The sequence below is a fragment of the Mycobacterium sp. IDUB_5 genome (assembly GCF_055419565.1).
On sequence record NZ_JBVAXX010000002.1, the window covers coordinates 403784 to 416736 of the forward strand.

Annotated in this window: 10 protein-coding genes; 6 read left to right on the forward strand and 4 right to left on the reverse strand. The window is 68.5% G+C overall.

Annotated features, from left to right (window positions below):
* Positions 1-47: 47 nt before the first annotated feature.
* The gene (locus ACZY1G_RS07080) at positions 48-797 is read right to left on the reverse strand and encodes a lytic transglycosylase domain-containing protein (RefSeq protein ID WP_463821985.1); all 750 of its coding nucleotides are present in this window, start codon (positions 795-797) and stop codon (positions 48-50) included.
* 167 nt (positions 798-964) lie between these two features.
* Between ACZY1G_RS07080 and efeU the strand changes: the two genes are divergently transcribed.
* The 5 genes from efeU to ACZY1G_RS07105 all read left to right on the forward strand — a co-directional run bounded on the left by efeU (position 965) and on the right by ACZY1G_RS07105 (position 6011).
* Positions 965-1888 carry an iron uptake transporter permease EfeU gene (gene efeU / locus ACZY1G_RS07085; protein ID WP_463815307.1) on the forward strand — a complete coding sequence of 308 codons (924 nt, stop codon included), beginning with the start codon at positions 965-967 and terminating at the stop codon, positions 1886-1888.
* On the forward strand, positions 1885-3042 hold the full coding sequence (efeO, locus tag ACZY1G_RS07090; protein WP_463821986.1) for an iron uptake system protein EfeO: 1158 nt from the start codon (positions 1885-1887) through the stop codon (positions 3040-3042). The genes efeU and efeO overlap by 4 nt, the downstream gene beginning before the upstream one ends.
* Before the next feature lie 34 nt (positions 3043-3076).
* A complete protein-coding gene (gene efeB, locus ACZY1G_RS07095; protein WP_463821987.1) occupies positions 3077-4333 on the forward strand; it encodes an iron uptake transporter deferrochelatase/peroxidase subunit in 1257 nt (418 codons plus the stop codon).
* Positions 4334-4476: 143 nt separating this feature from the next.
* Positions 4477-5106, forward strand: coding sequence for a TetR/AcrR family transcriptional regulator (locus ACZY1G_RS07100; protein ID WP_463821988.1), 630 nt, complete (start codon positions 4477-4479; stop codon positions 5104-5106).
* Positions 5103-6011 (forward strand): SDR family NAD(P)-dependent oxidoreductase, encoded by a 909-nt coding sequence (locus ACZY1G_RS07105; protein WP_463821989.1) that lies wholly within the window; start codon positions 5103-5105, stop codon positions 6009-6011. The genes ACZY1G_RS07100 and ACZY1G_RS07105 overlap by 4 nt, the downstream gene beginning before the upstream one ends.
* Positions 6012-6035: 24 nt before the next feature.
* Here ACZY1G_RS07105 and ACZY1G_RS07110 read toward each other — a convergent pair whose 3' ends face one another.
* Genes ACZY1G_RS07110 through ACZY1G_RS07120 form a run of 3 tightly spaced genes read right to left on the reverse strand, consistent with a single transcriptional unit; the run spans position 6036 to position 11295 of the window.
* The gene (locus ACZY1G_RS07110; RefSeq protein WP_463821990.1) at positions 6036-7013 is read right to left on the reverse strand and encodes a nucleoside triphosphate pyrophosphohydrolase; all 978 of its coding nucleotides are present in this window, start codon (positions 7011-7013) and stop codon (positions 6036-6038) included.
* Entirely contained in the window at positions 7010-10648 is a 3639-nt protein-coding gene (gene mfd, locus ACZY1G_RS07115) for a transcription-repair coupling factor (protein ID WP_463821991.1), read from the reverse strand. Before mfd ends, ACZY1G_RS07110 begins: the two co-directional genes overlap by 4 nt.
* Before the next feature lie 53 nt (positions 10649-10701).
* Complete coding sequence (locus ACZY1G_RS07120) at positions 10702-11295, reverse strand: TetR/AcrR family transcriptional regulator (RefSeq protein ID WP_335330772.1); 594 nt, start codon at positions 11293-11295, stop codon at positions 10702-10704.
* Between the two features lie 87 nt (positions 11296-11382).
* Between ACZY1G_RS07120 and ACZY1G_RS07125 the strand changes: the two genes are divergently transcribed.
* The gene (locus ACZY1G_RS07125) at positions 11383-12879 is read left to right on the forward strand and encodes a PucR family transcriptional regulator (protein ID WP_463821992.1); all 1497 of its coding nucleotides are present in this window, start codon (positions 11383-11385) and stop codon (positions 12877-12879) included.
* The last annotated feature ends 74 nt before the right edge of the window (positions 12880-12953 follow it).

Sequence of the window (12953 nt, forward strand, 5' to 3'; positions counted from 1 at the left end):
CGGGCGTAACTGCTCAGCGTGATGATCAGCACTGAGCCTAGAGGTTCTCAGAGCGGGTGTCCTTCGGCGTACGCGGTTGCCCAGTCGCGCACCGTCCGCGCGTATTGATCTGAGTGGTTGTAGGCGTGCAGCGCGTCCATCCAGCCGCGCGGTGTCGCCAGGTCCTTGCCGCTCCAACACAGGTATCCCGCGGCCGACAGCGCGGCATCGTCGATGTTGTCGGCACTGATCTTGCCGTCGTTGTTGGCGTCGACGCCGTAGAGCCGCCACGTCTCGGGGATGAACTGCATCGGCCCCATTGCGCGTGCGAACGGCTCGTCACCCCTGTCCTCGGTGGCCGGGTCGTGGCTGACCGAATCGTGGTCGAGGATCTCCAGATTGCCGCCCGTGCCGTCGAGCAGCACGCCTCGGATGGGCGGGGTGACATCCCCGTTGGGGCTGATCACCGCGCCGCGGTACGTGCCGTGGTGGCTTTCGACCTGGCCGATACCCGCCAGCGTCGTCCACTTCAGGTGACAGTCGGGGTTCTCCACGTCGGCCACCCGCGCGGCGTATGCGTAGGCCTCCAGCGCGGTCACCGGGATACCGAGCGCGGGCGCGCGGGCGGCCGCCCACTCGTGTAAGGCATCAGCTGGGCGGCCCTTGGCATAGGTGTCGATCTGCGGGACGGGATCCCCCGGCGGAGGTGGCACACCCTCGGGAATCGGGTTACCGAGCTGCCACGAACAGCTTGCCGCCAAGAGCAGCGCTGTCGCGCCGATCACGGCCACCGTTCGCAGCCAACGCACCCGTGTCACCGGACTCCTCAACCCCATCTGGTCTTAGCCATGCTGCCACGCACGACAGGACTTCAGACCTATCCCGGGCCCGACACAGGCGGTGTACATTCACTAATCGCATCACCAACCAAGGTGAGCCGAACCTTCCTTTGGCTAGCCAACGCTGAACACCAACGAGGACGACGATGAGCATCAGCACCGATCTGACGGTCAGCATGCATTCGGCCACACTGGCGGCCTCGCCCAACGTCACCTCCCAGCTGTTCGGCAGCGGACTGATCGGTGTGCGCGAAGGCCTCGAAGCCGCGATCGTCGTGTCGATCCTGGTCGCCTTCCTCGTCAAATCCGACCGCCGCGACGCCCTCAAGTGGGTGTGGCTCGGAGTCGGTGCCGCGATCGCGATGACGGTGACCGTGTTCCTGGTCATCCAGTTCGGCGAGAACACGATCTCCGGGCTGGCCGCCGAAGCCATCGCCGGAGTGGCCTCACTGATCGCTGTCGTCATCGTCACCACGATGGTGCTGTGGATGCGCCGCGCTGCCGCCGGCATGTCCGGCGAGCTGCGCAACGACATGGCGCAGGCACTCGAAACCGGCCCGCTGGCCGTCGCGCTGCTCGCCTTCTTCGCGGTCGGTCGCGAAGGCGTCGAGACCGCCTTGTTCATGGTGGGCTACGCCGAAGCGACGTCGAACTGGCCGTTGGTCGGGCTGATCATCGGCGTGCTGATCGCCGGCGCCATCGCCTACGGGATGTACCGCGGTGCGCTGAGCATCAACCTCGCGAAGTTCTTCACCTACACCGGCGTGTTCCTCATCGTCGTCGCCGCGGGAATCCTGTCCTACGGCATCGGCGCGCTGCAGACCGTTGGCTGGCTGCCCGGGCTGGGCTCCACAGCGTTCGACATCACCGCCTGGTTCAACTGGTCCTCCTGGTACGGCGAAGTACTGCAGGGCGTCTTCAACGTCACCCCGACCCCGACGGTGCTGCAGCTGTGCGGCTGGCTCGCCTACCTCGTCGTGGTCCTCACCCTGTTCCTGCGTCCCACCCCGGCGCCGACCCGCTCGGCGCCGTCATCTCCCCTCCCTGATCCCGAAAGGTCCACCACGTGAAGGTCTCCCCGTCTGTCGCCGTCCTCAGTACGGCCGTCGCCGCCCTCGCGCTGAGCGGCTGCCAGGCTAAGCAAGAGTCGGCCAACGCCGCCGAGGGCACCGACGCGCCGGCCCAGATCACGGTCAACGCCTCCGACAGCTCCTGCGAGCTGTCCGGCACCGAGGGCAAGACGGGCGCCAACACCTTCGTCGTCACCAACAACGGCAACAAGGTCACCGAGTTCTACGTCTACGGCGAGGGCGAGCGGGTGATGGGCGAGGTCGAGAACATCTCCCCCGGCCTGCAGCGCAAGCTGATCGTGCAGCTGTCCCAGCCCGGCACCTACCAGACCGCCTGCAAGCCGGGCATGATCGGCGATGGCATCCGCGCCGACTACACCGTCACCGGTGACGCCGTCGAGGTCGACACCGAGGGCAAGTTCAAAGAAGCCGCCGACAACTACAAGCGCTACATCAACAGCCAGACCGACGCGCTGATCCCCGCCGTCGAATCGTTCGTCGCCGCGATCAAGGCCGGCAACATCGAGGCCGCCAAGGCCCAGTACCCCACGGCGCGCACGTACTACGAGCGCATCGAGCCCGTCGCCGAGTCCTTCCCCGACGACCTCGACCCGCGCATCGACCTGCGCGAAGCCGACCTCGAGCCCGGGCAGAAGTGGACCGGGTTCCACCGGCTGGAGAAGGACCTGTGGGTCAGCGGCCTGCAGCCCGACACCAACGCGATCGCCGACCAGTTGGTTGCCGACGTCAAGGAACTCGACGCCGGGGTGAAGGCGCCCGACTACACGATCGACTCCACCCAGATCGCCGGCGGCGCACAGGGTCTGCTCGACGAGATCGCCACCAGCAAGATCAGCGGCGAAGAAGACATCTTCAGCCACACCGACCTGTGGGACTTCAACGCCAACCTGCAGGGCTCGCAGACCGCGGTTGCGTCGGTGCGGCCGATCCTCGACGAGCGCAACGCCGATCTGGGCAAGCGCGTGGATCAGCGGTTCGCCGAAGTGGAGAAGATGCTCGAGCAGTACCGCAAGGGCGACGGGTTCGTCAGCTACGACACGGTGACCGAGCCGCAGCGCCAGGAGCTCTCGCGGGCCATCGACGCGTTGAGCAAGGAAGTGAGCCAGGTGCAAGGTGTCATCGCTCCCCAATGATCCTGCGCCCCAGCGCGATTCGACGCGTCCGGGGTTGAGCAGGCGCAAGCTGTTCGGCGCGGCCGGGGTCGGTGCCGCGGTGGTCGGAGCGGCCGGTGCGGGGGCACTGGCCGGCCGCGCCTCGGCGGCTGCGACGGCCAGCCATCTGGACACCGCGGTCCCCTTCCGCGGTGAGCATCAGGCGGGCATCGTCACCGAGGCTCAGGACCGGATGCACTTCGCGACGTTCGACGTGACCACGAACAGCCGCGACGACATCATCAAGATGCTGGCCGACTGGACCGAGATGGCCGAGCGGATGACGCAGGGCGAGGAGGCCTTCACAAACGGTGCCACCGGCCAGAACCCGTACGCGCCGCCGACCGACACGGGGGAAGCGCTCGGCCTGCCGCCGTCACAGCTGACGCTGACGATCGGATTCGGCCCGTCGTTCTTCGTCAAAGACGGTGTGGACCGGTTCCGTATCGCCGACAAGAAGCCGGCACAGCTGGTCGACCTGCCCAAGTTCCCGAACGAGAAGATCGACCCTGCCCGCAGCGGCGGCGACATCGTCGTGCAGGCGTGCGCCAACGACCCGCAGGTCGCCGTCCACGCGATCCGCAACCTGGCCCGCATCGGCTTCGGTACCGTCGCGGTGCGCTACTCACAGCTCGGTTTCGGACGCACCTCGTCGACCACCCGCGAGCAGTCCACCCCGCGAAATCTGTTCGGCTTCAAGGACGGAACCGCCAACCTGCGCTCCGACGAAACCGACAAACTGAACCAGTTCGTGTGGGTTGCCGACGGTGACGGGCCCGCCTGGCTGACCGGCGGTAGCTACCTGGTGGCCCGCCGCATCCGGATGCGGATCGAGCAGTGGGACCGCACCACGCTGCTCGAACAGGAACGCGTCGTCGGCCGGCAGAAGGGCAGCGGCGCTCCGATGGGGTTGAACGACGAGTTCGACGAGCTGAACTTCACCCTGACGGACAAGAAGGACAAGCCGCTGATCGACGAGCAGGCCCATGTCCGGCTCGCGTCGAAGGAGAATCTCGGCGGCATCGAGATCCTGCGGCGCGGTTACAACTTCACCGATGGCTCCGACGGGTTCGGCCACCTCGATGCCGGATTGTTCTTCATCGCGTTCGTGCGGGACCCGATCAAGCAGTTCGTGCCGATGCAGAATGCGATCTCTCGCAGCGACGCGATGAACGAGTACGTGACGCCGACGAGCTCGGCGGTGTTCGCGTGCCCGCCGGGAATCCGCGAGGGCGACACGTCGACGTTCTGGGGCTCGACGCTGTTCGACTGAGCGCTCCCCCTTTCCGCCCAAACCGACGTTTGGGCGAACTTTCGCGAGACCACGCCGCCATTTCGTCGAACTCGACGACCATTGCGCGCACTCGCCGTCACCGCTAGCCTGTCTGGAACGATCCTTACAGAGAGGCGAACGCGGTGACATCCGCCCGGAACAAGCGCCAGCAACAGGGAGACACGTCGCGAGAGCAGATTCTCGACGCCACCGAACGGTTGATGTCGGCGCAGGGCTACGCCGCGACGTCCATCAGCCACATCCGCAAGGAATGCGGGCTCCCCGCGAGCTCGATCTATTGGCACTTCGGGTCCAAAGAGGGTGTGCTGGCCGCGGTCATGGAACGCGGCGCCGATCGCTTCTTCGCTCAGCTGCCGCGACGCGAGCCGGGCGATCCACACGAACCCGACATCGAGACCCGACGCGCCGCCGCAGCGAAACTGCTTGCGCAACATCCGGATTTCCTCCGGCTGACCTACATGCTGTCGCTTGAGCGGAGCACCGACCCCGCGGTCGATGCAGCCATCCGGCGGGTGCGCGACACCGCCATCGCCGGCTTCCGCGAGGCCATCGCGCCGATGATCCCGCCCGGCGTCGCACCCGAGCGCGCCGAGGAGGTCGTCCACGAACTCGCCGCATTCGCCACCGCGGTATCAGATGGGGTGTTCTTTGCCGACCACCTCGAACCCGAGACGACGGACGTCGACCGCATGTACGTCCGCATGATCCAAGCCGTGCAAGCCCTCATTCCCGTTCTCTTGGAGGAGACATGACATCACGATCGGTCGTCATCACCGGCGCGAGCGCGGGACTCGGCCTCGAATGTGCCCGCGCCATCCTCGCCGACGACCCGACCTGGCATCTGGTGTTCGCTGTGCGCGACCCGGCCCGCGGAATGGCCGCCGTGGACGCGCTCGGCGCCCTCCATCGATGCACCGTCCTCCCTTGCGACCTCGCCTCGCTGCGATCAGTCGACGAATTCGTCGACGCATTCACCCGCGCCGATCTGCCGCCCTTGCACGCCATCGTCTGCAATGCAGGCCTACAGGTGGTCGACGTCAGCCAGAGCACAGCCGACGGAGTGGAGATGACGTTCGGCGTCAACCACCTGGGCCACTTCGCCTTGGTCACAAGCCTTCTCGACCAGCTCGCTGCGCCCGCGCGCATCGTGATCGTCAGCAGCGGCACCCACGATCCGACGAAGTTCACCGGCGGCATGCCCCATCCGCTGTACACCTCGGCCAAGGAGCTGGCACGACCGGGCGACCCGGACGACAAGGACGGGCGACGGCGGTACACCACGTCGAAGTTGTGCAACATGCTGTTCGCCTACGAACTCGACCGCAGGCTCGGCCAGGGCGCCCGCGGTGTCACCGTGACGGCGTTCGACCCGGGCCTGATGCCAGGATCGGGGTTGGCACGGGAGTACTCCCCCGCACAAAAGCTGCTGTGGCGCTACGCCTTTCCGGCTCTTCGCGTCCTACCCAACGTCAACAGCATCGCGACGTCGGGCCGGCGGCTGGCGGCCCTGGTGCACGACGCGCGCTACGAGGGCGTCACCGGAACCTATTACGAGGGCAAGCGCCCCATCCGGTCATCGGCGGACTCCTACGACACGGCCAAGGCGCTGGACCTGTGGACGACGAGTGAGCAGTTGGTGGCCACCGCGAGTGCGTGATCGAACTCGACGAAATGGCGTGATCTACTCGGCGTCTTGCGCCCGTTCGTCGGTTTGGGCGTCGAAGACTTCGTGGGGCCAGTGGGCGCGCCACTCGTCGGGGGAAATGGCACCGCGCGGGCCACCGTCGAGCTCCTCGGCCACATCATCACCCCGGCGGGCAGCCGCGGCCGCACGCTCGGCGGTCCGCACGTCGTCCATGAACTCCAGAACCGCTGTGCGCAAGGCGTTCTCGGCATCGAAGTCGGCGCTGACAGTGATCCAGGTGAGCTCGTCGGGCACCAGCTCGGCCGGGAAGCCGGCACCCTCGACACGCGCGAGAACCTTCTGCGCCAACGCCAACGCGGGCTGGGCCGTCGGGATGTCGTCCATGATCGACTCCCGCGCAGACTTCTCCAACGCCTTGCGCGCTTCCCACTGCGCCAGCTGATCTTCCAGCGAGATCGACTCGCCCGCCAGCACAGCCGGCACGCGGTTGCCGAGCTTGCGCACCAACGCGTCGGCGACATCGTCGATACCGAACGCATCCTGTGGCGCGTCCTCGGCGATGCGCGCGTGAAAGAGAACCTGCAGCAACACATCTCCGAGCTCGTCGCGCAGCTCGGTCAGATCGCCGCCGTGCACCGCGTCGAACAGCTCGTAAGTCTCCTCGAGCAGATAGCGCCGCAGCGAGTCATGGGTCTGCTCGCTCTCCCACGGCCCGGCGGTGCGCAGCTTGTCCATCATCACGACCGCATCCACCAGGTGCTCCCCGGGCTGCGGCGCCGGCGCGGCGATCACCCGCTCCCCCGCCGCGATCCGCGCGGCGACCGACGGGTGCTCACGGTCGGACGACAGCAGCGTCGGCGCGGGATCGCCGCTGTAGGCGGGGCGTGCCGACGGCAGCGACCACGGCACCTTGACCGGCATCTCCTCGGTGTACTGCACATCCCCGGCCAGCAGATCGATGGCCTCGATCGGCACCAGCGATGGGCGGCGCGGATCCACCAGCACGACCGTCATGCGCCACCTCCGAATTTCGCGATGTCGACCGGCGCCTGCCCGTCCCCCGCGATGGCCACGAGCAGCCCCGCCACGAACGCGATCAGCTCGAGATCCCGGATGCGCGGCGCCCCCACCCCGCTGCCGGCCCGCGGAATCGGGACCTGCACGGTCGACGTGGTGGCGCGATAGTTGGCGCCGGAGTAGAGCCGCTTGAGCCGCAGCTGCGCCGAATCCGGAAGCGTCAGAGGCGAAATACGCACCGTCGAACCCGACGGCGCGCCCACCTCGGTCACCCCGAACGCCCGGGCCAGCAGCCTCAGCCGGGCCACCGCGACCAGCAGAAGGGCCGGCTCGGGCAGCGGACCGTAGCGGTCGACGAGCTCCTCGATCACCGAGTCGACCGCCGCATCGTCGGCGGCAGCGGCCAGCCGGCGATACGCCTCCAGACGGAGCCGATCACTGCCGATGTAGTCCGGCGGCAGATGCGCGTCGACAGGCAGATCGATCCGGACCTCCTTCGGCTCTTCCGGTGAGAGAACGGTTTTCCCGTCTGCCGCGGCGCGGTAGGCCTCGACCGCCTCGCCGACGAGCCGCACGTACAGGTCGAACCCCACGCCCGCCACGTGACCGGACTGCTCGGCGCCCAGCACGTTGCCCGCGCCGCGGATCTCGAGGTCCTTCATCGCGACCGCCATGCCCGCCCCGAGGTCGTTGTTCTGCGCGATGGTGGCGAGCCGGTCGTACGCCGTCTCGGTCAGCGGAACCTCCGGCGGATACAGGAAATACGCGTAACCGCGCTCGCGGGAACGGCCGACGCGGCCCCGTAGCTGGTGCAGCTGCGACAGACCGAACGTGTCGGCACGCTCGACGATCAACGTGTTGGCGTTCGAGATGTCCAGGCCCGTCTCGACGATCGTCGTGCACACCAGGATGTCGAACTCGCGGTTCCAGAACCCCTCGACCGTCTTCTCGAGCTGCTCCTCGGGCATCTGACCGTGCGCGACCACCACCCGCGCTTCGGGCACCAGCTGGCGCACCCGCGCGGCGGCCTGGTCGATCGAGCGCACGCGGTTGTGGATGTAGAACGCCTGCCCGTCGCGCAGCATCTCGCGACGCAGCGCCGCGGCCACCTGCTTGTCGTCGTGCGGGCCGACGTACGTCAGCACCGGATAGCGTTCTTCCGGCGGGGTCAGGATCGTCGACATCTCGCGAATCCCGGCCAGGCTCATCTCCAGGGTGCGCGGGATCGGGGTCGCACTCATCGTCAGCACGTCGACGTGCGTGCGCATCGACTTGATGTGCTCCTTGTGCTCGACACCGAAGCGCTGTTCCTCGTCGACGACGACCAAGCCGAGGTCCTTCCACGTCACCCCGGTCTGCAGCAGCCGGTGGGTGCCGATCACGATGTCGACCGAGCCGTCCTTCATGCCCTCCATCACGGCCTTGGATTCAGCTCCGGATGTGAAGCGCGACAGTCCTTTCACCGTGACGGGGAAACCGGCCATGCGTGCACTGAACGTCTGCAGGTGCTGATCGGCGAGCAGCGTCGTGGGCACCAGCACCGCGACCTGCTTGCCGTCCTGCACCGCCTTGAACGCTGCACGCACCGCGATCTCGGTCTTGCCGTATCCGACGTCGCCACAGATCACCCGGTCCATCGGGACCGGCTTCTCCATGTCCGACTTCACCTCGGTGATCGCGGTGAGCTGATCCACCGTCTCGGTGAACCCGAAGGCGTCTTCCATCTCGATCTGCCACGGGGTGTCCGGCGCGAATGCGTGACCAGGTGAGGCCTGCCGCTTGGCGTACAGCGTGACCAGTTCCGCGGCGATCTCTCGAACCGCCCGGCGCGCTTTGGTTTTCGTGTTCGCCCAGTCGCTGCCCCCGAGCCGCGACAACGTCGGCGCTTCTCCGCCGACGTAGCGCGAGAGCTGGTCCAGCGAATCCATCGGCACATACAGCTTGTCCGTGCCACCGCCGCGTTTGGCCGAGGCGTACTCCAGCACCAGGTACTCGCGCCGGGCACCACCGACCACCCGCTCGGTCATCTCGACGAAGCGTCCGATGCCGTGCTGGTCGTGCACCACGAGATCACCGGCGGTCAGCGCCAGTGGGTCGACGACGTTGCGCCGTTTGGCGGCGAGCTTCCTGCCTTCGGTCGCCGCGACGCGGTTGCCGGTCAGGTCGGCTTCGGTGATCACCACCAGATTCGCGCCCGGCATCACCACACCGTCGTGCAGCGGGCCCTTCATGACCCCGACCACTCCCTCGCGCGGCACTGCGCCGGGCTCGAGAATCGTTGCGGCCGTGTCGGCTTCGCCGAGCTGCTCGACCACCCGCATGCAGGTTCCGCTGCCCGGGGTGACGACGACGCCGTAGCCGCCGGTCGCGACGTGAGCGCGCAGCATCGCGAAGATCTCGCTGAGGTTGTGCTGTTGGCCCCGCGCCGACGGTGCGGGGCGGATGTCGAGGCGGACCGGCTCGTCGGCGCCGCTGTCGAGCTGGCTCAACGTCCACCATGGGTGCCCACCCGCGCGCGCGGTGTCGCGGCCCTCGTCGAACGGGACGAACCCGGAAGCACCCAGCGCCTCGAGGTCAATCGGGGCGTCACCGCCGACGGCAGCCGTCGACCACGACGCCTCGAGGAACTCTTGACCCGTCTTGATCAGATCGGCGGCACGACTGCGCACCTTCTCCGGATCGCAGATCAGCAGCGGCGTCCCCGGGGGAAGCAACGAGGGCAGCGTCACCAGACCGACCGGCTTCAGCAGCGGCAGCAGCGCCTCCATCCCGTCGACGGGGATGCCCTCGGAGAGCTTGGCCAACATGTCGGGCACGCTGCCCGGCACCCCGTTCTCCAGCACCGGATGCTCCACGGCCAGCACCGCGGCCCGCTCCCGCACCTCGGAGGTCAGCAATACCTCCCGGCACGGCACGGCGATCACCGTCGAGACGTCGATCTCGGGGATGGACCGCTGATCGGCGACCGCGAACATCCGCATCTCGGAGACCTCGTCGCCCCAGAACTCCACGCGCACAGGGTGCTCGGCTGTCGGGGGGAAGAGATCGAGGATGCCGCCGCGCACGGCGAACTCCCCGCGCTTGGCGACCATGTCGACACGCGTGTAGGCCAGATCGACCAGCCGCGCGACGGTCCCGTCGAAGTCGGAGTCCTCCCCAACCGTCAGCGTCACGGGTTCGACCGCGGCCAGATCGGGCGCCATCGGCTGCAGCAGCGAGCGAGCCGTCGTCACGAGCACGCGCAGCGGCGGACCCAGCCTCGCGTCTTCGGGACGGGTGAGCCGGCGCAGCACCATCATCCGGGCGCCGACGGTGTCGACGCCGGGTGAGAGCCGCTCGTGCGGCAGCGTCTCCCAGGACGGGAACATCGCGACGGCGTCGCCGAAGACGCCCGTGAGTTCGGCGGTCAGGTCGTCGGCCTCGCGGCCGGTTGCGGTGACGGCCAGCACCGGGCCGGTCTGCGCGAGCGCAGCCGCCACGAAGACCCGCGCGCTGGCTGGTCCGACGAGGTCGAGATCGGCGGGCCGGTCGGCGGCGCGGCGGGTGACTTCCTGCAGAGAGGGGTCGCGCAGTGCCAGGTCGACGAGGCCCGCGATCGGGGTGTGGACATGAAGGGTCCCCGATACGGTCATGATGGCTTCCATCGTAGGCCCCGGCGGCGTCGCGACCGAACCGGCCGAGGCGGCTACTCCCCCCGCAGTTGCGGGTCGGCCTCGAGATGGGTCAGGCCGTTCCACATCAGGTTCACCAGATGCGCGGCCACCACTTCTTTCTTCGGCTCGCGGGTGTCGAGCCACCACTGCGCCGACATCGACACCGAGCCGACGAGCGCCTGCGCGTACAGCGGCGCGAGGTCGGCATCGAGGCCGCGGCGCGAGAAGTCTCCGGCCAGTATCGACGACACCTGGTTGACCGCGTCGTTGAGCAGAGTCGAGTACGTGCCCGCGGTGATGCTCGCCGGCGAGTCGCGGATCAGGATGCGGAACCCGTCCGTGTGCTCCTCGACGTAGGTCAGCAGCGCCAGCGCGACCCGCTCCAGGCGCACCCGGGACCGGTTGTTGGTCAACGACGAGGTGATGCCGTCCAGCAGCGCCGACATCTCACGGTCGACGACGACGGCGTACAGACCCTCCTTGCCGCCGAAATGCTCGTAGACGACGGGCTTGGAGACGTTGGCCCGCAGCGCGATCTCCTCGATCGACGTGCCGTCGAAACCGCGCTCGGCGAACAGCGACTTCGCGATCTCGATGAGCTGCTGACGACGCTCGCTACCGGTCATCCTGGCGCGCGGGGCGCGCACGTCCTTGTCGGGAGCTGGCACGCCGTTCAGGGTAAACCGCGGCACCTCCGCGTACCGTCAAGCTCCGTGATCACGCTGGATCGGCTGATCAACGTTCTCGGCGGGTACGGCGTCCGCTGGCACGCCGGCTCGGCGGACCGCTCGACCGAACTGCGCAGCGTCGTGCTGCCCGAGACCGTCGACGGTCGCACGGTGCGCGGCGACGTGCTGCTCGCCGTCGGTGCGACGACGGGCGCCGAGGCGCTGCGGTGGGCCGGTGCCGCGGGGTCGGTCGTCGTCCTGACCCGCCGCACGGACGCCGGCGACGCCGAGGGCATGGCGGTGCTGGTGGTCGACGCGGCGGTGCCGTGGAGCGACGTCGCCGCGATCGTGTACGGCCTCGTGCTGGAAGGTCGCGAAACGGAGTCCGGACGCGGGCCGACCGACCTGTTCGCCCTCGCCGACAGCCTGGCCGCAGCGGTGGGCGGCGCGCTCGTGATCGAGGACCGGCGCTCGCAGGTGCTGGCGTTCTCCCGCGATCAGCGCGGTGCCGATCCGCCGCGGGTCGCGACGATCCTGGCCCGGCAGGCGTCGGCCGATGTCCGAGAGACCTTCGCCGGCGTGTTCGAGCATCTGTCGACCTCTGACGAACCGGTGTTCGTGCCCGCCGACCCGAGCACCGGCCGTACGGGACGCATGGTCGTGGCGGTACGCGCCGGCAAGGACCTGCTCGGCTCCGTGTGGGTGGCCTGTCCCGAGCCGTTGACCGGCGCGCGGCTGCGCGCACTCAGCGATGCGGCGCACACCGTCGCGCTGCACCTGCTGCGATCGCGTGCCAGCGCCGACCTGGAACGTCAGGTGGAGTCCGAGCTGGTGATCCGGCTGCTCGAGGGAACACCTGACGCGGCGACGCTGGCCAGCCGGCTGGGGCTGCCGCCCGCGGCGCTGCGGGTGATCGCGCTGCGTGCCCACGACGGCGGCCGGCGACACGCGGCGCTGCTGCAGGCCTTCGAGCGGGCGACATCCGGTTTCGGCTGGTCCCGTCCGTCCCGTAGCGCGCTGGCCGCCACCACCGTCTACACCGTGCTCGCCGCGGACGAGGCAGCCGTCGCCCGCGCCTGGGTGCAGGAGCTGATCAGCGCGTTGCCGCCGCAACTACGCGTGCAGGCCGGGATCAGCGCGCCCGCGACTGCCAGCGACCTGGCCGCGGCACGCACCGAGGCCGACGAATGCCTCGCGCTGCAGGAGAACACCGGCTCTGCCGTCGCACCCGCCTACGACGAATCGTGGAACGACGTCGTTCTGCAGCGCCTGCGCTCGGCCGCGAATGCGGGCCGCAATCCGCACCGCGGCGCCGTCGCCGAACTCCGGACCCACGACGCGGAGCACGGCACGGCGTACGAGGCGACGTTGCGGGCGTGGCTGCAGGAGCGCGGCGATCCGGCCCGCATCGCGGCGCGGCTGGGCGTGCACGAGAACACCGTGCGCTACCGCATGCGACGGATGGCCGAGCTCACCGATCTGCATCTCGACGACGCCGACAAGAGGTTCGCGATGATGATCGAGCTCGCTGTGCACGACTGACTCGCTTGTCGAGCGCCGACAATTCGGCGCTGCCCGATTGTCGCCCCAGCACAACACCCGGCTGTCCTTTCCGG

Coding starts and splice junctions, on each gene's coding strand:
- efeU (WP_463815307.1), top strand. CDS start 965: ATGAGCATCAGCACCGATCTGACGGTCAGCATGCATTCGGCCACACTG.
- ACZY1G_RS07105 (WP_463821989.1), top strand. CDS start 5,103: ATGACATCACGATCGGTCGTCATCACCGGCGCGAGCGCGGGACTCGGC.
- ACZY1G_RS07110 (WP_463821990.1), bottom strand. CDS start 7,013: ATGACGGTCGTGCTGGTGGATCCGCGCCGCCCATCGCTGGTGCCGATC.
- mfd (WP_463821991.1), bottom strand. CDS start 10,648: ATGACCGTATCGGGGACCCTTCATGTCCACACCCCGATCGCGGGCCTC.
- ACZY1G_RS07120 (WP_335330772.1), bottom strand. CDS start 11,295: ATGACCGGTAGCGAGCGTCGTCAGCAGCTCATCGAGATCGCGAAGTCG.